Source organism: Serratia sp. Ser99 (assembly GCF_024519545.1).
GTDB classification, from domain to species: domain Bacteria; phylum Pseudomonadota; class Gammaproteobacteria; order Enterobacterales; family Enterobacteriaceae; genus Serratia; species Serratia liquefaciens.
This window is the reverse complement of record NZ_JALJRT010000002.1, coordinates 112,652-134,315: the sequence shown is the minus strand read 5'-3', so window position 1 is coordinate 134,315 and position 21,664 is coordinate 112,652. Positions and strand designations below refer to the sequence as shown.

Annotated in this window: 17 protein-coding genes; 14 read left to right on the top strand and 3 right to left on the bottom strand. The window is 56.9% G+C overall.

The window, feature by feature from the left end:
• The first annotated feature begins 107 nt into the window (after window positions 1-107).
• The 11 genes from nifJ (at window position 108) to NR114_RS04700 (ending at window position 15,561) form a co-directional block, all read left to right on the top strand.
• Window positions 108-3,641 (top strand): pyruvate:ferredoxin (flavodoxin) oxidoreductase, encoded by a 3,534-nt coding sequence (gene nifJ, locus NR114_RS04750; RefSeq protein WP_256813685.1) that lies wholly within the window; start codon window positions 108-110, stop codon window positions 3,639-3,641.
• Window positions 3,642-3,855: 214 nt separating this feature from the next.
• Window positions 3,856-5,013, top strand: a complete 1,158-nt coding sequence (locus tag NR114_RS04745; RefSeq protein WP_306219288.1) for an efflux RND transporter periplasmic adaptor subunit — start codon at window positions 3,856-3,858, stop codon at window positions 5,011-5,013.
• A complete protein-coding gene (locus tag NR114_RS04740) occupies window positions 5,013-8,198 on the top strand; it encodes an efflux RND transporter permease subunit (protein WP_256813683.1) in 3,186 nt (1,061 codons plus the stop codon). The genes NR114_RS04745 and NR114_RS04740 overlap by 1 nt, the downstream gene beginning before the upstream one ends.
• Complete coding sequence (locus NR114_RS04735; protein ID WP_306217628.1) at window positions 8,195-9,691, top strand: efflux transporter outer membrane subunit; 1,497 nt, start codon at window positions 8,195-8,197, stop codon at window positions 9,689-9,691. Before NR114_RS04740 ends, NR114_RS04735 begins: the two co-directional genes overlap by 4 nt.
• Window positions 9,692-9,751: 60 nt before the next feature.
• The gene (locus NR114_RS04730) at window positions 9,752-12,292 is read left to right on the top strand and encodes a heavy metal translocating P-type ATPase (RefSeq protein ID WP_256813682.1); all 2,541 of its coding nucleotides are present in this window, start codon (window positions 9,752-9,754) and stop codon (window positions 12,290-12,292) included.
• A gap of 34 nt (window positions 12,293-12,326) precedes the next feature.
• Window positions 12,327-12,635, top strand: coding sequence for a glutaredoxin family protein (locus tag NR114_RS04725; RefSeq protein WP_256813681.1), 309 nt, complete (start codon window positions 12,327-12,329; stop codon window positions 12,633-12,635).
• 34 nt (window positions 12,636-12,669) lie between these two features.
• Window positions 12,670-13,170 (top strand): Cu(I)-responsive transcriptional regulator, encoded by a 501-nt coding sequence (gene cueR, locus NR114_RS04720; RefSeq protein WP_176983505.1) that lies wholly within the window; start codon window positions 12,670-12,672, stop codon window positions 13,168-13,170.
• A gap of 59 nt (window positions 13,171-13,229) precedes the next feature.
• Window positions 13,230-13,430 carry a heavy-metal-associated domain-containing protein gene (locus NR114_RS04715; protein ID WP_256813679.1) on the top strand — a complete coding sequence of 67 codons (201 nt, stop codon included), beginning with the start codon at window positions 13,230-13,232 and terminating at the stop codon, window positions 13,428-13,430.
• A gap of 92 nt (window positions 13,431-13,522) precedes the next feature.
• Complete coding sequence (locus tag NR114_RS04710) at window positions 13,523-13,783, top strand: DUF1471 domain-containing protein (RefSeq protein WP_256813678.1); 261 nt, start codon at window positions 13,523-13,525, stop codon at window positions 13,781-13,783.
• 306 nt (window positions 13,784-14,089) lie between these two features.
• Entirely contained in the window at window positions 14,090-15,022 is a 933-nt protein-coding gene (gene ttcA / locus NR114_RS04705) for a tRNA 2-thiocytidine(32) synthetase TtcA (protein WP_020827084.1), read from the top strand.
• Window positions 15,023-15,162: 140 nt separating this feature from the next.
• Window positions 15,163-15,561 (top strand): VOC family protein, encoded by a 399-nt coding sequence (locus NR114_RS04700; RefSeq protein ID WP_020827085.1) that lies wholly within the window; start codon window positions 15,163-15,165, stop codon window positions 15,559-15,561.
• A gap of 215 nt (window positions 15,562-15,776) precedes the next feature.
• Here the strand turns inward: NR114_RS04700 and zntB are convergent, their stop codons facing one another.
• The gene (gene zntB / locus NR114_RS04695) at window positions 15,777-16,760 is read right to left on the bottom strand and encodes a zinc transporter ZntB (RefSeq protein ID WP_256813677.1); all 984 of its coding nucleotides are present in this window, start codon (window positions 16,758-16,760) and stop codon (window positions 15,777-15,779) included.
• 146 nt (window positions 16,761-16,906) lie between these two features.
• Here zntB and NR114_RS04690 point away from each other — a divergent pair, with 146 nt between their 5' ends.
• Both NR114_RS04690 and NR114_RS04685 read left to right on the top strand, forming a co-directional pair.
• Window positions 16,907-17,989 carry a hypothetical protein gene (locus NR114_RS04690; protein ID WP_256813676.1) on the top strand — a complete coding sequence of 361 codons (1,083 nt, stop codon included), beginning with the start codon at window positions 16,907-16,909 and terminating at the stop codon, window positions 17,987-17,989.
• Window positions 17,990-18,182: 193 nt separating this feature from the next.
• A complete protein-coding gene (locus NR114_RS04685; protein ID WP_020827088.1) occupies window positions 18,183-18,431 on the top strand; it encodes a hypothetical protein in 249 nt (82 codons plus the stop codon).
• Between the two features lie 174 nt (window positions 18,432-18,605).
• Here NR114_RS04685 and NR114_RS04680 read toward each other — a convergent pair whose 3' ends face one another.
• On the bottom strand, window positions 18,606-20,240 hold the full coding sequence (locus tag NR114_RS04680) for an ABC transporter substrate-binding protein (protein ID WP_256813675.1): 1,635 nt from the start codon (window positions 20,238-20,240) through the stop codon (window positions 18,606-18,608).
• Between the two features lie 158 nt (window positions 20,241-20,398).
• Window positions 20,399-20,749 (bottom strand): hypothetical protein, encoded by a 351-nt coding sequence (locus tag NR114_RS04675; RefSeq protein ID WP_020827090.1) that lies wholly within the window; start codon window positions 20,747-20,749, stop codon window positions 20,399-20,401.
• A 207-nt stretch (window positions 20,750-20,956) separates the two neighbouring features.
• Between NR114_RS04675 and mpaA the strand changes: the two genes are divergently transcribed.
• Complete coding sequence (gene mpaA, locus NR114_RS04670) at window positions 20,957-21,664, top strand: murein tripeptide amidase MpaA (protein WP_020827091.1); 708 nt, start codon at window positions 20,957-20,959, stop codon at window positions 21,662-21,664.

Sequence of the window (21,664 nt, the reverse complement as noted above, 5' to 3'; positions counted from 1 at the left end):
TCCGCCACACAAACGCGATAAAGGGCCAATATATCCCTCTGCTAGACTTTGTTAATTACTGCGAGAGGTGACTTTCGCAGCTTTTTGAGCAATGAAAGGTAAAGTTGATGATTACTACAGATGGTAATAATGCAGTCGCTTCCGTCGCCTACCGCGCCAGCGAAGTGATTGCCATCTACCCAATCACCCCCAGTTCGACCATGGCGGAACAGGCGGATGCCTGGTCCGGCGACGGCCGTCAAAATATCTGGGGCGACGTGCCGCGAGTGGTGGAAATGCAGTCGGAAGGCGGTGCGATCGCCACGGTACATGGCGCATTGCAAACCGGCGCGCTGTCGACCTCGTTTACCTCATCGCAGGGCCTGCTGCTGATGATCCCGACGTTGTACAAACTGGCCGGTGAACTGACACCGTTTGTGCTGCATGTTGCTGCGCGCACCATCGCCACCCATGCGCTGTCGATTTTTGGCGACCATTCCGACGTGATGGCCGTACGCCAAACCGGCTGCGCCATGCTGTGCGCCAGCAACGTCCAGGAAGCACAGGATTTTGCGCTGATTTCCCAAACGGCCAGTCTCAACAGCCGCCTGCCGTTTATTCACTTTTTTGATGGTTTCCGCACCTCGCATGAAATCAACAAAATCGTGCCGCTGAGCGACGATACCCTGCGCCAGATGCTGCCTCAGGACGCGATTGATGCGCACCGCAGCCGCGCACTGTCGCCTGATCATCCCGTGGTGCGGGGCACCTCCGCCAACCCGGACACCTATTTCCAATCGCGCGAAGCCACCAACCCCTGGTATAACGCGACCTGCCAGCATGTGATCGACGCGATGGACAAGTTCGCCGAGATCACTGGCCGGGCGTATCAGCCCTTCGAATATTACGGCCATCCGCAGGCCGAGCGCGTGGTGATCCTGATGGGATCCGCCATCGGCACCTGCGAAGAAGCGATCGACGCCCTGTTGACCCGTGGTGAAAAAGTCGGCGTGCTGAAAGTGCGGCTGTTTCGGCCGTTTTCCGCGCAGCACCTGCTCAGCGTGTTGCCGGAAAGCGCGAAGAAAATCGCCGTACTGGACCGTACCAAGGAGCCCGGCGCGCTGGCGGAGCCCCTGTATCTGGACGTGATGACCGCACTGGCTGAAGCGTTCAGCCGGGGTGAGCGCACCCATATGCCGATGGTGATCGGCGGCCGTTATGGGCTCTCCTCGAAAGAGTTTGGCCCTGACTGCGCGTTAGCCGTGTTTAACGAGCTGGCTCTGGATCGCCCGCGCCCACGCTTTACCGTCGGTATTTTCGACGATGTGACCGGTCTTTCCCTGCCACTCAGTGAAGAAACCCTGCCGCAGCGCGCGTCGCTGGAGGCCCTGTTCTACGGTCTTGGCAGTGACGGCTCCGTTTCCGCTACCAAGAACAACATCAAAATCATCGGCAACAGTACGTCCATGTATGCCCAGGGCTATTTCGTTTATGACTCGAAAAAGGCCGGAGGCCTGACGGTATCCCACCTGCGCGTCAGCGAACAGCCCATCAACTCGGCCTATCTGGTCAGTCGCGCCGACTTTGTCGGCTGCCACCAACTGCAGTTTATCGATACTTACCAGATGGCGGAGCGCCTGAAACCCGGCGGCATTTTCCTGCTCAATACTCCCTATGGTGCCGAAGAGGCCTGGTCGCGGCTGCCGCAGGAAGTGCAAGCCGTCTTGCAGCAACGTCAGGCACGCTTCTATATCATCAACGCGGCGAAACTGGCGCGTGAATGCCGGCTCGGTGCACGTATCAACACCGTAATGCAGATGGCGTTTTTCCATCTGACCCAAATTCTGCCGGGCGACGTGGCACTCCAGCAATTGCGGGATGCTATCGAACGCAGCTACAGCAACAAAGGCCAGGATATTGTTGAGCGCAACTGGCAGGCGCTGGCTGCCACGCTTGACGCGCTGATTGAAATCCCCCTGCAGCCGGTTAACGAAAGCAGCCCAATGCGACCGCCGATTGTCTCGGATGCGGCGCCTGACTTTGTCAAAACCGTGACCGCCGCGATGCTGGCCGGACTGGGGGATGCGTTGCCGGTGTCAGCCTTCCCGCCGGACGGTACCTGGCCGGTGGGGACCACCCAGTGGGAAAAGCGCAATATCGCCGAGGATATCCCCATTTGGCAGCCGGATCTGTGCACCCAGTGCAACCACTGCGTTGCCGCCTGCCCGCACTCCGCCATCCGCGCCAAAGTGGTTCAGCCGGAGGCCATGGAGCACGCCCCTGCCTCGCTGCAATCGCTGGATGTGAAAGCGCGCGACATGCGCGGCCAGAAATACGTACTGCAGGTCGCGCCGGAAGACTGTACCGGCTGCAATCTGTGCGTTGAAGTCTGCCCGGCAAAAGATCGCCAGAACCCGGACATCAAGGCCATCAACATGGCATCGCGCCTTGAGCACCTGACAGAAGAAAAAGCGCATTACGACTTCTTCCTGCAGTTGCCGGAAATTGATCCCTCGCAGATCGAGCGGATCGACATCCGTACCTCGCAGTTGATTTCGCCGCTGTTCGAATACTCCGGTGCCTGTTCCGGCTGTGGGGAAACACCGTACATCAAGCTGCTGACCCAGCTTTACGGCGACCGGTTGCTGATTGCCAACGCCACCGGCTGTTCGTCCATTTACGGCGGCAACCTGCCGACTACACCTTATACCACCAATGCCGAAGGCCGCGGTCCCGCCTGGGCCAACTCGTTGTTCGAGGATAATGCGGAGTTCGGTCTGGGCTTCCGCTTAACGGTCGATCAGCACCGCAGCCGCGTACTGCGTTTGCTGAACACCCTGGCGCCGCAGCTACCGGCACAGTTGGTCAACGCTCTGCAGATGGCGGATATCGCACCAGAGCCGCGTCGCCAACAGATTAAGGAACTGCGCGGCTTGCTGGCGCAGATTGAGGGTCACGACGCGCGCCAACTGGCGACCGACGCCGATTATCTGGTGGATAAATCCATCTGGCTGATTGGCGGCGACGGCTGGGCTTACGATATCGGGTTCGGCGGGTTGGATCACGTCCTCAGCCTGACCGAAAACGTCAACGTGCTGGTGTTGGACACTCAGTGTTACTCCAACACTGGCGGCCAGCAATCGAAGGCCACCCCGCTCGGGGCGGTGACCAAGTTCGGTGAACACGGCAAGCGCAAGGCACGTAAGGATCTGGGCGTCAGCATGATGATGTACGGCCATGTTTACGTGGCGCAAATCTCGCTGGGTGCGCAGCTTAATCAGACGGTGAAAGCCATTCAGGAAGCCGAAGCTTATCCGGGGCCATCCCTGATCATTGCCTACAGCCCCTGTGAAGAACACGGTTACGATCTGGCACTCAGTCACGACCAGATGAAACAGCTGACCGCGACCGGATTCTGGCCGCTATATCGCTTCGATCCACGTCGCGCCGATGAGGGCAAACCGGCGCTGGCGCTGGATTCCCGGCCGCCAAACAGCAATCTGACCGATACGTTGTTGAAAGAACAGCGCTTCCGCCGCCTGAACTCACAGCAGCCGGAAGTCGCCAGCGCGCTGTATCAGGCCGCAGAAAAAGAGTTGAAGGAGAAGTACGACTTCCTCAGCCTGCTGGCTGGCAAGGGGGAAACCTCCTCCGCCGAGTAAACCCACGGGGCGCGACCGGTTCGCGCCCCGCTTTTCTTTTTTGCCACTGCGTAACTCTCTCCACGCCAGACGCCCTTGCGCAACACAGTATCGAATAGCCTGAATCAGCCCTCAAAAACAGCTTGACCTTCCAAACGTGGTAAGTCCGATAAGTGCAATCAGAACCGCTTCGGTTCAATAAATTCCACTGTCGACTTCAGTCGCGAAAGGTCAAATGATGAAAGCCAAACGTGTCACTCTAATCACTGCGGCGATAAGCGTCGCATTCGCTGCCGCCGGTTGCAAAGAGACGGTGTCCGCAGCTGCCCCTACCAAGCCTCCGAGCGTACCAGTAGCCGAAGTGGTCGTTCGCCCGGTCACGCCTTTTGTCGAGTTCACCGGTTCGCTAACCGCTGTCAAACAGGTTGAACTGCGCCCAAGAGTCGCCGGATATCTGCAAGATGTCAGCGTGCCGGAAGGTCGCTGGGTTGAGAAAGGCCAACGGCTGTTTCTCATTGACTCTCGGGTGTACGAAGCCGCGCTGAGTGCCGCCAAAGCTCGCTTGCGCGAGGCTGAAGCAGCAGCGCGGCTCGCTCAAACGGAATATGCCCGTGCCACACAGCTGTTTGCTCAAAAGGTTTTTGCGCGTGCTCAGCTCGATACGGCAACCGCTTCGTTGAATGCAGGCAAAGCGCAGGTCGATGCCGCGAAAGCCGCCCTGGCTGCGGCAGAGTTGGATATGGAGTTCACGCGCGTCACAGCACCTATCAGCGGGCGCGTCGGCCAGGTGCTGGTCACCGAGGGCAACTACGTTACCAATGGCGTAACGCCGCTCACGACGATTGTCTCGACCAACCCGCTCCAGGTTTATTTCGACGTCGACGAGCGCACCTATTTGCGTTCGCTCGCCGCAGACCGCACTCATGCCACCCCGCCGGCAACCAAGGTGATGGTCGCGCTGATCACCGACAAAACCTATACCCGAACTGGCCGTGTCGATTTTCTTGCCAACTCCGCCGACCGTGGGACAGGCACCGTGCGTATTCGCGCCGTTGTCGATAACGCCGATGGACAATTGACCCCTGGCCTGTTTGCCAAGGTCAAACTGGAAACCGGTGCACCGCGCGCCCGCGTACTGGTGTCCGATCAATCAATTGGCACCGATCAGGGCCGCCGCTATGTGTTGGTCGTCGGCAAAGGTGACAAAACCGAATATCGGCCAGTCGAGCTGGGCCCGATGGTCGAAGGCATGCGGGTGATCGAACAGGGTCTGCAGCCGGGTGAGCGTATCGTGGTCAAGGGCCTGGTACGCCCCGGTATGCAGATCACGCCGCAAACAACCGCCATTGATGGTGCCCCCATGACGGCGCCGACAACCACGGGGGCCGCGTAATGACTTTCCCTCGTTTCTTCATCGCACGCCCGATATTTGCCATCGTCCTGTCAATTTTGATGGTGCTCGCCGGCGGCGTGGCCTTCTTCCAACTGCCGCTTAGCGAGTATCCGGCAGTCACTCCGCCAACGGTGCAAGTGACCGCATCTTACCCCGGAGCCAACCCCAAGGTGATCGCTGAAACGGTAGCGGCTCCGCTCGAACAGGCAATCACCGGGGTTGAGGGCATGTTGTACATGTCGTCGCAGTCGGCAACCGATGGCCGAATGATCCTGACCGTCACTTTCGCCCAGGGCACCAATGCCGATATGGCGCAGGTTCAGGTGCAGAACCGGGTTTCGCGCGCGCTGCCGCGGTTACCTGAAGAGGTTCAACGCCAGGGCGTCGTCACGCAAAAAACCTCGCCGGATATCCTGATGGTCGTTCACCTGCTGTCGCCCGATCAGCGTTACGATCCTCTCTACATTTCAAATTACGCTTACCTCCAGGTACGCGATGAGCTGTCCCGCATCCCCGGAGTCAGTGACGTTTTGGTTTGGGGTGCCGGCGAGTACAGCATGCGGCTTTGGCTCGATCCTGATTTGATCGCTGCGCGAGGGTTGACGGCCGGTGACGTTATCGCCGCCGTACGTGAACAGAACGTTCAGGTGGCGGCCGGCTCGGTTGGCCAGACGCCCAACTCCAACGCCGCATTCCAGGTGACGGTCAATACCCTCGGCCGCCTGACCGACGAGGAACAGTTTGGCGATATCATTATTCGCACCGGTAGCGACGGCCAAATCACTCGCCTGCGCGATGTCGCCCGCATCGAAATGGGAGCTGATGCCTACGCGTTGCGCAGCCTGCTCGATAGTGAGCCGGCCGTCGCGCTGCAAATTATTCAAAGCCCGGGAGCTAACGCGCTAGACGTTTCTAAGGCCGTGAGGGCCACCATGCAACGGCTCGAAACTCACTTTCCGGCAGGACTCACTTCGCGCATAGCTTATGACCCAACGGTCTTCGTCAGTGCTTCGCTGGAGTCGGTAGCCACCACCCTGCTGGAGGCGATCCTGTTGGTGGTGATCGTGGTAGTGCTGTTCCTGCACAACTGGCGCGCGTCGTTGATCCCATTGATGGCGGTGCCGGTATCGCTGATCGGGACCTTTGCCGTCATGCATCTGATGGGCTTTTCGCTCAATACCTTGTCGCTGTTTGGCCTGGTGTTGTCGATCGGGATAGTGGTCGACGACGCGATCGTCGTGGTCGAAAATGTCGAACGACATATCGAAAATGGCGAAGAGCCTCCCCAGGCCGCAAGGCGCGCCATGGATGAAGTGACCGGCCCCATCATCGCCATTACCTCGGTGCTTGCCGCCGTATTCATCCCCACTGCCTTCCTGAGCGGCCTGCAGGGGGAGTTTTATCAACAATTTGCGCTCACCATCGCCATTTCAACCATTCTGTCGGCCATCAACTCCCTGACACTCAGCCCGGCGCTGGCCGGCCTTTTGCTGCGTCCGCGCAAGGCTGCGATCGCCCGAGATCCGCGTACCCTGCGCGGTCGTGCCGATCGGTTGTTCCGTGCGTTTGGCCGGCCTTTCCGACACGCGCCTAACGCTTATGGCAATACGGTCCGCAAAGTGGTCCGGGTTAGCGGTCTGGCGCTTTTGGTCTACGGTGGCTTACTGGCACTGACCTTCTTCGGCTTTAAGGCGGTTCCGCCCGGCTTCGTACCGATGCAGGACAAATACTACCTGGTTGGTATTGCCCAACTGCCCAATTCGGCCTCGCTGGAACGCACCGATGCGGTCGTCAAACAGATGTCAAAAATCGCGCTGGCGGAACCCGGTGTCGAGAGCGTCGTAGCCTTCCCAGGGCTGTCGATCAACGGCTTCGTCAACGTGCCGAATGCCGCCGTCATGTTCGTTATGCTTGACCCGTTTGAAGCTCGTACAACAGACGATCTCAGCGCGACCGCGATTGCCAGCCGCCTGCAAGCAAAATTCGCCGGCATTCCCGACGGCTTCCTCGGCGTATTCCCACCGCCACCGGTACCGGGACTGGGCGCCACCGGCGGTTTTAAAATGCAAATTGAGGATCGCAGCGGCGCCGGATTGGATGCTCTGGTTCAGCAAACCCAGATCCTGATGACCAAAGCCACCGAGTCGGGACAGGTGGCCGGACTGATGACCAGCTTTGACGTCAATGCCCCACAACTCGACGTTGCCATCGATCGTACCAAAGCCATGAGTCAGGGCGTCCGTCTGGCGGATATCTTCGAATCGCTGCAGGTCTATCTCGGTTCTCTCTATGTCAACGATTTCAACCGTTTTGGCCGCACCTACAAAGTGACCGCCCAGGCCGATGCATACCATCGCATGCAGGCAGAAGCCATCGGTCGCCTGCAAGTACGCAATGCTGCCGGGAAAATGCTGCCTTTATCTTCATTTGTTACCGTCACACCGAGCTCAGGCCCAGACCGAGTGATCCACTACAACGGCTATCCTTCCGCCGACATCTCCGGCGGCGCGATGGCCGGCATCAGTTCGGGTCAGGCGGTAGCCGTGATGGAGCGTCTGGCGAAAGAAGTGCTGCCGGAAGGCATGACTTTTGAATGGACCGACCTTACCTACCAGCAAAAGCTGGCCGGGGATTCGGCGTTGTTCATCTTCCCGCTGTGTGTGCTTCTGGCCTATCTCATCCTTGCCGCTCAGTACAACAGCTGGTTGTTGCCGCTGGCCGTCCTGTTGATCGTGCCGATGTGTCTGCTGAGCGCCATTATTGGCGTCTGGATGACCGGCGGTGACAACAACGTCTTTGTGCAAATCGGGCTGATCGTGCTGGTCGGTTTGGCCGCCAAAAATGCCATTCTTATCGTCGAGTTCGCCCGCACTCTCGAGGCCGAGGGCGCAAGCGCGCTGGATGCGGTTATCGAGGCTTGTCGGCTGCGACTGCGGCCAATCCTGATGACCTCCCTAGCCTTTATCGCCGGTGTGGTTCCTCTGGTCTTTGCCGGCGGTGCCGGGGCGGAGATGCGCCATGCAATGGGTATCGCCGTCTTCGCCGGCATGCTAGGCGTGACGCTGTTCGGTCTGTTCCTGACGCCGGTGTTTTATGTGGTGATGCGTAACCTGGCCGTTCGTATCGAACGCCGCCGGGCAGAATCGAAGCTGCGCAAACAGCGCATTAAGGAGAGCACCTCATGAAAAGCCTCTATCAATCACTGTGGTTCCCCCTGAGTGCGCTTACCCTGTTAACCGGGTGTTCATCTGTAGGGCCAGACTATTCACCGCCTTCGCTGTCTTCGGCACGGCTTCCCGCCAGCTTTGGTGAAGCTTCGCCAGGCCTTAATTACGCTGCCGTGGAGGTTGAGTGGTGGCGTGCCTTCGACGATCCGATATTGAGCGGACTGATCCGGCAGGCGCTTTCGGTTAATCATGATATCGGCATTGCCGCCATGCGGCTCGAAGAAGCAAAAGCCCTGCTGCGCGAGAATCGTCAGAGCTTTCTGCCAAGCGGCGGCCCTGCTTTCAGCTATGAAAACCGTCGCAAGAGCGAGATAGAGACATCGCCTGACCAGGCTCGTCAGCAGGAAACCTATCGCGGTGCCGTAGACAGCGCCTGGGAAATCGATCTGTTCGGTCGCGTGCGCCGTTCGGTTGAGGAAGCCCAGGCGCAGGCAGGTTCGCGTGAAGCCCTGCTGCGCGATGTGCAAGCCGGCGTTGCAGCAGCGGTGGCCGCCACCTGGTTTGAACTGCGCGGTATCGAGGCCGAGCTTGCTATCGTTGAAGATATCACCCGAAGCCAGCGCGAGAGCCTGGCTCAGGTTGAACGTCTGGCGAATGCCGGTTCAGCCAGTGAGTTTGACCGACTGCGCGCCGAGGCGGTATTGCGCAATGTTGAGGTTGTCGCCCCCGAGCTCGAGCGCCGTCGCGCGGTTTCCGTCAATGCGCTGGCGGTATTGCTTGGCGAAACGCCGCAAAGGTTTAGCCCTCCAGTCGCCATACCTGGGCGTGATGAACTGAAGGTTACCGCCATCGCCGTCGGCAACCCCGAGGCGCTCCTGGCACGACGTGCCGATATTGCGGCGGCGGAACGCACTCTGGCGGCAGCAACCGCGCGGATTGGGGTAGAAACGGCAGGTCTCTACCCCGAGATCCAGATACAAGGCTCGATCGGATTCGTTGCTGGGAACCTCGATGCAGTGAACGGTGCCGGAGCTTTGTCCGGTTTTATCCTTCCGGTCATTCGCTGGTCTCTGCTCGATAACGGTCGCGTCCGAGCGCGGATTGCCGCCAGTGAAGCTCGCGCCCAAGAAGCCCTGCTCCTCTACGATCAAACCCTATTGCGCGCGCTGCAGGAAACCGACGACGCCTTCAAAACCTATAAAGCAACAGGCAGCACGCTCGAACTGCGCCTGCTTGAATCAGCAGCCAATCGTGAGGCCGCTCGTCTCGCCCGACTGCAGTTTTCCCAGGGGCAAGGCCTCTATCTGGAAGTCCTTGACGCTGAGCGTTCCGACTTTAACAGCCGGCGAGCGCTGGCGGTCGCACGCACCGAACAACAACTCGCCGTGGTCAGCATCTATAAGGCATTGGGAGGTGGTTGGCAGGTGTGTACTGTGGAGACGACGCTCTGCGGCGGTGCCAAAACGAGGCCGAATCTGCCCCTGGCAAAACAAATCCCTGACAGGTCTTGACCTTCCCACAGTGGGAAGCTTTAAGCTTTTCGATATCCGAATCAGTAAAGGGGTAGTTCAATGACTTCCGTCTCTGTGCAACAAGGTGCTAATTCAGCCATGCGCACCACTCGTCTGAGTCTGCCGGTCGAAGGTATGACCTGTGCTTCCTGCGTTGGCCGCGTCGAACGTGCGCTAAAAGCCGTTCCCGGCGTGCAAACAGCAACGGTCAACCTGGCCACCGAGCGCGCCGATATCACTTTCGGCGATCCCGCCGATCCGCAGGCAGCCGTTGGTGCCATCGAGAGCGCCGGTTACGCCGTTCGTGAAGAAACCACTGAACTCGGCATCGAAGATATGACCTGCGCGTCCTGTGTCGGTCGGGTTGAGAAAGCGCTCAGGCAAATTCCGGGCGTGATCGAAGCGAATGTCAACCTGGCGACCGAGCGTGCCCGGGTGCGCCATAGTGCCGGGATCGTCACCACGGCCATGCTTGAAGCCGCGGTCGAACAGGCCGATTATAAGGCCCGCCGCTTGTCTGCCGCCACGGCAAGTTCGGACGATCAAGACAGTGAAAGGCGCGAGAACGAAGCACGTGGACTACGCCGATCTTTACTGATTGCCGCCCTCCTGACCTTGCCAGTATTCGTCCTCGAAATGGGATCGCACCTGATTCCCGCGATGCATCATTGGGTGTTAGGGGTTCTGGGTGAACAGCGCAATGGGTATCTGCAGTTCGTGCTTACCACGCTGGTGCTGTTTGGGCCCGGCCTGCGCTTCTTCCGCAAGGGCGTGCCTGCGTTGCTGCGCGGTGCCCCTGACATGAACTCGCTGGTGTCGGTGGGTACCGCGGCGGCTTATGGCTATTCGGTGGTGGCCACTTTCATTCCGCAAGTGCTGCCGCAAGGTACCGCCAACATCTATTTCGAAGCCGCCGCGGTGATCGTTACGCTGATTTTGCTTGGGCGCACGCTGGAGGCTCGCGCCAAGGGGCGAACCTCTCAGGCAATAAAACGGTTGGTTGGGCTGCAGGCCAAAACGGCGCGCGTCGAGCGTAACGGTGAAACCCTGGAAATCCCGCTCGACCAGGTGACCACCGGTGATGTCGTGTTCGTTCGCCCGGGCGAGAAGATCCCGGTCGACGGTCAGGTCGTCGAAGGTGCCTCTTATGTAGATGAAAGCATGATCACCGGCGAACCGGTGCCGGTGTCCAAGGGGGTCGATGCCGAAGTGGTCGGCGGCACCATCAACAAAACCGGGGCATTCAGCTTCCGCGTCACCAAAGTCGGTGCCAATACGGTACTCGCGCAAATTATCCGCTTGGTTGAGGAAGCCCAGGGTTCCAAACTGCCGATCCAGGCGTTGGTCGACAAGGTGACCCTGTGGTTCGTCCCGGCGGTGATGGCGGCGGCAGCGCTGACGTTCCTGATCTGGTTGATCTTCGGACCGACGCCGGCACTGACTTTCGCGCTGGTGAATGCGGTGGCCGTGCTGATTATTGCCTGCCCTTGCGCCATGGGGCTGGCCACCCCCACCTCGATAATGGTCGGCACTGGCCGCGCCGCCGAGCTCGGCGTGCTGTTCCGTAAAGGCGAAGCCTTACAGGCACTACGAGATGTCAGCGTTATCGCGCTGGACAAAACTGGCACCCTGACCAAAGGTCGCCCTGAGTTGACCGACCTGGTACCGGCCGAGGGCTTCGATTACGACGAGGTTCTGGCGTTGGTTGCCGCCGTGGAGACCCGTTCGGAGCACCCTATCGCCGAAGCCATCGTCGCCGCCGCAAAACAGCGCGACATCAAGATCGCCGCTATTGAAGCCTTCGATGCCACACCGGGCTTCGGTGTATCAGCCAAGGTCAGCGGCCGAACCGTCTCCGTTGGAGCCGACCGCTTCATGACGCAGCTCGGTCTGGACGTGGCCAGTTTCCTGCCGGCCGCCCAGCGTCTCGGTGAGCAAGGCAAGAGCCCGCTTTATGCTGCGATAGACGGTCGTTTGGCGGCGGTGATCGCCGTTGCCGACCCGATTAAAGAGACCACGCCAGAGGCAATCAAGGCGCTGCACGCATTGGGGCTCAAGGTCGCGATGATCACCGGTGATAATGCAGCAACCGCCTCGGCAATCGCCCGACAGCTCGGTATCGATGAGGTCGCGGCTGAGGTTTTACCCGACGGTAAGGTCGCGGCGCTGAAGCAGTTCCGCAGCCATGGTGCACGCGTCGCTTTCGTGGGGGATGGCATCAACGACGCCCCGGCGCTGGCCGAAGCTGATGTTGGGTTGGCCATCGGTACGGGAACCGATGTAGCTATCGAAGCGGCAGACGTGGTGTTGATGTCCGGTGACCTGCGTGGTGTGGCAAATGCCATTGCGCTCAGCCAGGCGACGATCCGCAACATCAAGCAGAACCTGTTCTGGGCCTTTGCCTACAACGCAGTGCTGATCCCGGTTGCGGCAGGCATGCTTTACCCGATAAACGGCACCTTGCTTTCGCCGATCTTCGCCGCTGCAGCGATGGCGCTCTCCAGCGTCTTCGTGCTCGGCAACGCGCTCCGTCTAAAGCGTTTCCAGGCACCGATGGGTATCGAATCCCGCCCTGTTGGGCCAGAAAACGTAAAGGTTTAGGCGGCAACACTACAACACGTTTGAGGAGGCCAGCATGGCCGGTGAATTTCATCCTCAGGTCGTCATCTACACCATGCCGACGTGCTCAGACTGCCAAACGTTGAAATCCTGGCTCGAAAATGAAGGGATCGCTTTCGAAGAACGCGATCTCTCCAACCCCGAGATCAGCGAGGAGGCCAAGGCGCGTGGCGGTGTATGTATCGCGCCAACCACTCAGGTGAACGCGAAAGTGTTCTATCGCACCTATCACCTGGATTGGTTGTGGTACTCGATCTGTCCAATCGCGCCAGCGAGTGCCAGCGATAACGCTACCTGTCGATCCATAACCGATCCCCCGCTTTAGGGGGATTTAATGAATCCCCCAGAAGGAGTGAATAATGAACATCGGTCAAGCAGCCAAGTCCTCTGGCGTTTCGGCAAAGATGATCCGCTATTACGAACAAATTGGCCTGATTCCGAAAGCCCTTCGTTCTGATGCCGGTTACCGGCATTACAGCTCACAGGACGTACACAGTCTGCGATTTATTCGTCGTGCACGCGATCTGGGGTTTTCTGTCGAGCAGATCTCGGCCCTGCTGGTCTTGTGGAACGACCGCGATCGTGCCAGCGCCGACGTTAAAGAGATGGCGCTTTCCCATGTTGCCAGGTTGAAAGCCAAGATCGCCGAACTGCAAGAGATGGCGCAAACGCTCGAATACCTTGCCGATCACTGCCATGGCAACGATCGCCCAGACTGCCCGATCCTGGCGGATTTGGCTGAGCCTGCCACAACCACGGAGCCCAGCCTGCAAACCCCTCGTGAGGCGCCACGCTTTGGCGCTTATACACCGGTATCGTCATTGAATTCAAAGCAAAAATTTTCACTGAAAAGCGTTTGACCTTGCCACGTTGTCAACCCGCATAGTGACCGGACACCCTAAAGAACCAGGAGATTGATATGCACAGTTTCTACATTCCCAATATGACCTGCGGCGGTTGCGCGAAATCCGTAACCAAGGCACTACACAGTGTCGATCCGCAGGCCCAGATTGAAACCGACCCGGCCGCGCGTCAGGTTCAGGTCGATAGCACTCTGGACGAGAGTGATTTTCTCGCGGTGCTGCGTAAAGCAGGCTATCCGGCGCGAGAAGACCAATAGCCAACCCATATTAGTATGAAAAACTCACACTGAGCGAATCAACGTCGTCGCCAGTCTTAATCAATACAGGCCACAGAAAAGGAAATCACAGCATGAAAAACGTCAATCTGGCCCTCGCTGCCCTCGCGCTGGCCACCCTGTCGTTCACGACCGTCGCCGCTACCCTGGTTAACTCAGCACCCGCCGATCGGCAAAAAGCCGGGATCATTAGTGCCTGCGCAGCAAGCAATAATCTTTCTAGCCTACAGCGGGAACTGGAAGCCAAGGCGGTCGAAGCCGGCGCCGAGGTTTATCGCATCATCGGCGCCTCCGGCAACAATCGTCTGTGTGGCACAGCTGAAATTTATAAATAAGATTGAGTCGGTAAAACATGAGGCCCAAATGCGGCCTCATGTGGGTTTGGCACCCATTATTTTCCGTTTTCCATCCCCACCACGCAAAACACGCTGGTATTCGTTCTCACAATCCGTACCATACACGCCACATTGATGCATGTTGGGTGCGTTTATCCCCAGACAACCAGGCATGACAGCACGCCAAGGTTCTTCACGGCCCCGAGAGCGAAATGAATAATGACCCAATCAGCCTGTTGAATGCTAAACTTGCTGCCTAAAACGTCATGCCCATAGTGCCCCCAATTGAGAACGAGCACGATTTAAATGTCAGAAAAACAAACCGTTAGTCAAAAAGAGCAATACAACCTTAACAAATTGCACAAGCGTCTGCGCCGCAACGTGGGCGAAGCGATTGCCGACTTCAACATGATTGAAGAAGGCGACCGCATCATGGTCTGCCTGTCCGGCGGTAAAGACAGCTACACCATGCTGGAAATTCTGCGCAACCTGCAGCAAAGTGCACCGGTCAATTTCTCACTGATTGCCGTTAACCTCGATCAGAAACAGCCTGGCTTCCCTGAGCATATCCTGCCAGCCTATCTGGAAAGTTTGGGGGTGGAATACAAGATCGTTGAGGAGAACACCTACAGCATCGTCAAGGACAAGATCCCCGAGGGCAAAACCACCTGTTCCCTGTGTTCGCGTCTGCGCCGCGGTATCCTTTACCGCACCGCCACCGAGCTGGGTGCCACCAAGATTGCGCTCGGCCACCACCGTGATGACATTCTGCAGACCCTGTTCCTCAATATGTTCTACGGCGGCAAACTGAAAGGCATGCCACCTAAACTGATGAGCGACGACGGTAAGCACGTGGTGATCCGTCCGCTGGCCTACTGCCGTGAAAAAGATATTGAGCGTTTCTCGGTGGCGAAAGCATTCCCGATTATTCCGTGCAACCTGTGCGGTTCGCAGCCTAACCTGCAGCGTCAGGTAATTGGCGACATGCTGCGCGACTGGGATAAACGCTATCCAGGCCGCCTGGAAACCATGTTCAGCGCAATGCAAAACGTGGTGCCTTCGCACCTGAGCGACTTTAACCTGTTTGATTTCAAAGGCATTCACCACGGCAGTGAAGTCGTTGACGGTGGCGATTTGGCCTTCGATCGCGAAGACATTCCGATGCAGCCGGTGGGTTGGCAGCCGGAAGAGACGGATGAACCTGCCCCGGCACGTTTAGACGTGCTCGAAATCAAGTAAGCCGTTGTTCCGCCCGCACACTGCGGGCGGCTCTTTACCCCCTTCAGTTGGCGATCCCGCTCGCATTTTCAGCAGAATTCACCAGACAGTGCGGTTTTTATCCTATACTGTGTTTTTATACAGTCACCAGGAGATTACCGATGAACATCACGCCCTGCTTGTCTCACGTTTCTCTCGGCAGCAATAATTTTGACGCCGCAGCTGATTTTTACGATCGCACCCTCGCCGCCTTAGGTTGCCGCCGGGTTTTGGAACACCCAGGGGCCATAGGCTATGGCCGCGATTATCCGGAGTTTTGGTTGCAGCTGCCGATCGACGGCAAACCGGCTACCACCGGCAACGGCATTCATGTGGGTTTTTTCGCCACCAGCAAGCAGCAGGTTGATGATTTTTACCGGCAGGCGCTGCTGGCCGGAGCGACGGATGAAGGTGCCCCCGGTTCACGGCCGCACTATGGTGAAGCCTATTACGGCTGCTTTGTGCGTGACCTGGACGGGCACAAGATTGAAGCCAGTTTCTGGGATGAGAGTGCGGCCTGAGGGCAAATTGCGGACAAAAAAATGCCGGTGATTAAACCGGCATCGTATGAATCAATGTGCTATGCAGTAATTCTAAATATAAGAAAGTAAGACAATTATGGAGCGCAACGCCCATCGCTTGACGTTGCATTCACCTGCGAGATAGATCATGCCTCATTTCCCCCCGACAAAAGTTGATATCGCTCAATGTTAACCGGGGTTTTACCTCTTTTTGGCTACAACCAACGACGTCGCTTCAGCCACCAGCCCACGCCGAACACCAATCCGGCCAGCATCAGGCAAAATGCCGCAAAGCCGAATGGATTACCGCCCCCAGGGATCCCGCCCAGGTTGACGCCGAACAGCCCGGTCAAAAAGGTCGTAGGCAAAAACACCATCGCCAGTAGCGACATGGTGTAAGTACGGCGGTTCATGGCATCGGCCATTACGGTGGTGATTTCGTCAGAAAGGATCGCGGTACGTGCAATGCTACCGTCCAGGTCATCCAGCCCGCGCCCCAGCCGATCGGCAATATCCTGCATGCGGCGACGATCGTCGTCATTCATCCAGGGCAAACGATCGCTGGCTAAACGCGAGAACACGTCGCGTTGCGGTGCCATATAACGACGCAGCACAATCAACTGTTTGCGGATCAGCGCCAATTGCCCCCGTTCGGGGACCTGCTGCTCCAGTAACGAATCTTCCAGATCGATGATTTTATCGTGCAGATCTTCGATAAACTCGCTGGCGTGGTCGGTCAATGCGTCCGATATCTCCACCAGCCAGTTACCGCTGTTGGTTGGCCCACTGCCGCTTTGCAGATCGTTCACCACCTGGTCAATGGAATAGACCTTGCGATGGCGGGTAGAAACGATGAGTTTATCGGTCATGTAAACGCGGATAGTGACCAACTGATCCGGCCGCGAGTTGGCGTTAAAGTTAATGCTGCGCAGCGTGATCATGGTGCCTTCGCCCACCTTGCTGACGCGCGGCCGGGAACTCTCCCCGGATAAGGCCTCTCTTACCGCATCCGGCAAAAGCGGTGTGGTAGTCAGCCACTCGGCGCTGGCTGGGTGCGCATAATCGAGATGCAGCCAGCAAGGCTCATCGCAGGTGACTTTATCATCGTAATCAATCGATGTTACACCGCCCTTACCATCGAGTTGGTAGGCATAGACTGCGTCAGGAACCTGTAACTCGCGCCCCTCAATGACTTCCATTCCTCATCCTCTTTGCTTTTCAGTTACCTCAGAGTCTAGCGTTAATGCCAGGCGGATCAAAGATGAAGCCGTGCGAATGCTACGCTCGAAATGGCCTTATAGGCTAACATGGAGGAATAATGCGCAAACCTTAAAGCTGGTGCTTAATGACCCCCACTCGAACATTGGTATTGGCCTCAGTAGCGGCGGTTATTGCAACCCCGTTTCATCCACTGTTTGCTGCAGATAGCACACTCGACACCCTGGCCGACGCATACCGGGTGAAACTGGGACCAACAGCAGGAAATTTACCTTACTTTGTCGCACACCCCCAGGTAATCACACCAGATAGCGCGTTAATCGTGCTGCACGGACATCCCAGAGATGCGGGGAAAACCCTGGCCGCCGCGGTAAAAGCGGCTCAACTTGCAGGCAAAACCGGCCAGGCGCTGTTGGTCGCCCCGCTGTTCCCGGTCAGTAATGCTCAGTCCACACGCTGCCATTCTCCCGGCGTTCCACAAGCGCAGGCCGGGGACGCACTGTGGAGTTGCAGTTCCTGGATCGAAGGCGGTTTGGACAACCAGGGAAGAACCAGTTCGTTTGCCGCTCTTGATCGCCTGGTTGCCGAATTGAAAGTAAAATGGCCGCAGATACGCTGGGTCACCGTTGCAGGGTTTTCCGCCGGCGCACAGTTTGTACAGCACTATGTCGGTTTCGCCAATCCGCCGCCCGGCGTAAAACTACGCTTTGTGATATCCGACCCCGGCAGTTGGCTCTATTTTGACAGTCACCGACCGCTGCCGGTAAACAACGAGCGCCCTGTCGATTGGCGCGATTGTGATTCAACAGGGGGATGCACCTTCGATTGGGTTGAGGTTAACAGTTTCACCTGCCCGAGCGTCAATCGTTGGAAATACGGCATTGAGGCTATTCCGAGCTACCTCGACCAACAAACTGAATCAGTACGCCAACGCTATGCCACGGCGAATATCACCTATATGGTTGGCGCAAAGGACAGCGGCGACGCGCCAGGAAGCTTCTACAAAATACTCGACAAATCTTGTGCGGCGCAGGCGCAAGGCCCCGATCGTCTACAACGGGGCATCGCCTATGCGGCTTACGATCGACGTTTTATTGCCCCGCGCGCCAAACGTGATTTAGCGATCGTTCCCGACTGTGCACATGACGTGTCCTGCGTATTTCCCTCACCCATTGGGCGTCAGGTATTATTTAACAAAAATGCAGACTAATAATAACGGAGATGAAATAAAACCCGGCCGATAAATGCGGATATCGTGGGATAAAGCGCTGGCTATCGCGCCATTATTATGACTTAACATATTCACAGCAATCTTAATTCATAATGACAATAAAAAATTAACAAAAAGCTGTTCCAGCTCAAATTTGAGAGGCATATACTTCCCTCACTACGAGGAGGTAGTTATGTTACGCGACCATTTAAAATTAAACGACAGCGATACGCTGGAGAAAATCCGCAGCGTTAATTTTCAAAATCAGGGCCAGGAAGAAATCAGCGAGTTTATCGTTAAGAATGCCAGCGGTGCGCAGGTTGGCAAGGTGTCGGTACACGATCACCTCAGCACCCGGCGTTCTTACCCAACCAGCTATCGCATTACTCAAACGGACATGAGCGGCCGCATCCTGGTTGATGCCATGCGGGACAGCTTATAAAGCATAAATAACGACCTGTTTTACCCACTATTCATTGCCGAATATAAAGGGCTCTCCGGTTATTTCAACGGACAGCATCGCCCTGGCTGATATAAGCCATTGGGGTTTGTTTTATTATTCGACAAATATTGATAACCAGGCCCCGAATTAACGGAGCCTGGTTAAATGCAGTTATTAATGCTTGATAATATACATCGTCTGGCTGTAGGCCACGTCTTCCGGATTGGTGATCGGGTAACCTTTTACCCAAGGCTTGATCAGACGGCCATTAGTATATTGGTAAATCGGCGCGATCGGCGCCTGTTCCGCAATGATCTGCTCCAGTTTGTTGTAATCCGCCGTCAGGGCCGTGGCGCTGGTTTCACGGCTGGCCTGCGCCAACAGCTTGTCGTAATCCGCGCTCTTGAATTTGGCGATGTTACCGCTGTGGGTGGAGCTCAACAACGACAGGAAGGTCGAAGCTTCATTGTAATCGCCCACCCAGGAAGCGCGCACCACGTCGAAATTGCCGGTGTTACGGCTGTCAATATAAGTTTTCCATTCCTGATTCTGCAACTTAACGTCGATCCCAAGGGTTTTCTTCCACATTGAGGCCACGGCGATGGCTATTTTCTGGTGGCTTTCTGAAGTGTTATACAACAGCGTCAGCTTCAAAGGGTTATTAGGGCCATAACCGGCCGCCTGCATCAGCGCCTTGGCCTGGGCATCCAGTTCGGCCTGCGGCTGCTGTTGCAACAGACTCACTTCCGGTTTAAACCCTGCGGTCACATCCGGCGTAAAGTGATAAGCCGGTTTCTCACCGGTGCCTAACACTTTTTCGGCGATAATTTTGCGATCGATCGCGTAAGACAGCGCCTTGCGCACCCGCACATCGTTGGTCGGCGCCCGTTGGGTGTTGAAAGCATAATAATAGGTGCCGAGTTGGTCCGGGGTATACACCTGATCCGGGATGTCTTTCAGCAGTTTTTGGTACATGTTTTTAGGGAAGGATTCGGTGATATCGATATCGCCGGCCAGGTAGCGTTTAGTGGCGTTAGACTCCTGGTTGATTGGCACAAAGGTCACTTTGGTCAAAACGGTATGCGCATGATCCCAATAGTGTTCGTTGGGCGTCAGCACCAGTTTCTCGTTGACCACCCGCTCCTGTAGCTTATACGCACCGTTGCCCACCAGATTGCCGACTTTGGTCCAGTCATTGCCAAATTTCTCCACCACCGCCTTGTTCGCCGGGAACAGGCTGAAGTTGGCCGTCAGGCTGACAAAATAGGGTACCGGCTTATTCAACTGTACTTTTAAGGTGTAATCATCCAGCGCCGTTACGCCCAGCTTGTCCGCTGGCAATTTACCGGTAATGATCTCATCGGCATTCTGGATACCTGCCAGTTGAGCAAACCAGGCAAAGGGAGACAGACTTTTTGGTTCGACCAGGCGTTGCCAGCTATAGACAAAGTCTTTTGCCGTGACAGGGTCACCGTTAGACCAGCGTGCGTCCTTACGCAGTGTGAAAATATAGGTTTGGTTATCCGTGGTTTGCCAACGGGTGGCAACGCCAGGGATCACTTTGCCGTTGGCATCATGATTCACCAAACCTTCAAACAGATCGCGCGCCAATTGTGCTTCCGGCAGCCCGACCGCTTTGATCGGATCGAGGGAAGCAGGCTCATCTTTGATATGGCGAACAATTTCCTGCTTTTCCGCCAGAGTGGTACCCGGGGGAACCTGCGCCGCCATTGCGCTGCTCAATCCTGCGCCGATCGCTACCGCACACAGCGCCAAACGAAAACCCTGTTGAATTATTTTTCTCGTCATTCTGATTCATCCCCGTTAACCATCTGAATTTTTTATCTTATAGCACAAGATTAGTCTCACCTAGAGTTCCAGGCGGACAAGATGTAAAAACTGGGGGCCAGGCAATAAAAAATGCCCGTACGACGAAGTCGACACGGGCATTTTGATCTCGACGAGGATTATTCGTAAAGATGGATGCTGTTGATACGGTAGCTGAATTCTTCGCCCTCTTCTTCATCGAAGATAGTGAAGAAGCCTTTCTCCACCAGCGGCTTGGCATGGATATCGGTCTTTTGCATCTGACGTGACTCGGCATCATCATAGCCATAGTCCAGATAGAAGCTGTTTTTTTGATAGTCGACGTGCAGGGTAAACGGATAGTTGGACTCATCGCCGCGCCCGTCGTCGTTTTTCACCACGCCGAACCATTCACCCTGGCGGATTTGGTTTTCCTCGTCCACGCCGCACAGCAGCGTGATGGTATCTTTTTCATTTTCGCTATAGCTGGCAATAATTCTGGCTACTGGCATGTTAAATCCCCTGTTTGGTTATTGGGTTAGCTTTGCCGATAGTATAACAACAGCGAATTGACCGGCGGGGTTTTATTGTTACCTACGCTAACGCACAGTTCACATAACGCGCGATAGCTGAACAATAGCTCTGGGAAAGTGCAGCTAAAGCGTAATACACTGAATAAAATGATAATCACTCTCGACCTTTAAATCAGGGAACGCATCATGATCCAGCATCGACCGCGCAGTGAACGTGGCCAATTGGCCGTTGCAGGAGAGAATTACGGCAGTTCGCTGCTGGGCGCACCGCTGCTCTATTTCCCGGCGGCCATCAGTAGCCCAGATACCGGGCTGATCATCGCCGGTACGCACGGCGACGAAGGTGCCGCTATTGTCACGCTGTCCTGTGCGCTGCGCAGCATCGCCCCCAATCAGTTGCGTCACCATGTGGTGCTGGCCGTCAACCCAGACGGCTGCCAACTGGGGCTGCGCGCCAATGCCAACGGGGTCGACCTGAACCGCAATTTCCCGGCGGCCAACTGGCGCTCTGGCGACACGGTTTATCGCTGGAACAGCGCGGCGGAGGCGCGAGACGTTAAGCTTTCGACCGGTGGCCGTCCGGGTTCCGAGCCGGAGACCCAGGCGCTGTGCCACCTGATCCATCGGCTGAAACCTCGCTGGGTAGTCTCCTTCCATGAACCCTTGGCCTGTATTGAAGACCCTGCCAGCTCTCAGCTTGGCGTCTGGCTTTCGCACAAATTTGCCCTGCCGCTGGTCACCAGCGTCGGTTACGAGACGCCGGGATCGTTCGGCAGTTGGTGCGCCGATCTGTCGCTGCCCTGCATTACCGCAGAGTTCCCACCAATCTCTGCCGATGCCGCCAGCGAAAGCTACCTCGATGCCATGGTGGAATTACTGACCTACCCGGACTGA

Coding starts and splice junctions, on each gene's coding strand:
- NR114_RS04730 (WP_256813682.1), top strand. CDS start 9,752: ATGACTTCCGTCTCTGTGCAACAAGGTGCTAATTCAGCCATGCGCACC.
- NR114_RS04700 (WP_020827085.1), top strand. CDS start 15,163: ATGAACATCACGCCCTGCTTGTCTCACGTTTCTCTCGGCAGCAATAAT.
- NR114_RS04675 (WP_020827090.1), bottom strand. CDS start 20,749: ATGCCAGTAGCCAGAATTATTGCCAGCTATAGCGAAAATGAAAAAGAT.
- ttcA (WP_020827084.1), top strand. CDS start 14,090: ATGTCAGAAAAACAAACCGTTAGTCAAAAAGAGCAATACAACCTTAAC.
- NR114_RS04715 (WP_256813679.1), top strand. CDS start 13,230: ATGCACAGTTTCTACATTCCCAATATGACCTGCGGCGGTTGCGCGAAA.
- nifJ (WP_256813685.1), top strand. CDS start 108: ATGATTACTACAGATGGTAATAATGCAGTCGCTTCCGTCGCCTACCGC.
- cueR (WP_176983505.1), top strand. CDS start 12,670: ATGAACATCGGTCAAGCAGCCAAGTCCTCTGGCGTTTCGGCAAAGATG.
- NR114_RS04685 (WP_020827088.1), top strand. CDS start 18,183: ATGTTACGCGACCATTTAAAATTAAACGACAGCGATACGCTGGAGAAA.
- NR114_RS04690 (WP_256813676.1), top strand. CDS start 16,907: ATGACCCCCACTCGAACATTGGTATTGGCCTCAGTAGCGGCGGTTATT.
- NR114_RS04710 (WP_256813678.1), top strand. CDS start 13,523: ATGAAAAACGTCAATCTGGCCCTCGCTGCCCTCGCGCTGGCCACCCTG.
- mpaA (WP_020827091.1), top strand. CDS start 20,957: ATGATCCAGCATCGACCGCGCAGTGAACGTGGCCAATTGGCCGTTGCA.
- NR114_RS04680 (WP_256813675.1), bottom strand. CDS start 20,240: ATGACGAGAAAAATAATTCAACAGGGTTTTCGTTTGGCGCTGTGTGCG.
- NR114_RS04745 (WP_306219288.1), top strand. CDS start 3,856: ATGATGAAAGCCAAACGTGTCACTCTAATCACTGCGGCGATAAGCGTC.
- NR114_RS04740 (WP_256813683.1), top strand. CDS start 5,013: ATGACTTTCCCTCGTTTCTTCATCGCACGCCCGATATTTGCCATCGTC.
- NR114_RS04735 (WP_306217628.1), top strand. CDS start 8,195: ATGAAAAGCCTCTATCAATCACTGTGGTTCCCCCTGAGTGCGCTTACC.
- NR114_RS04725 (WP_256813681.1), top strand. CDS start 12,327: ATGGCCGGTGAATTTCATCCTCAGGTCGTCATCTACACCATGCCGACG.
- zntB (WP_256813677.1), bottom strand. CDS start 16,760: ATGGAAGTCATTGAGGGGCGCGAGTTACAGGTTCCTGACGCAGTCTAT.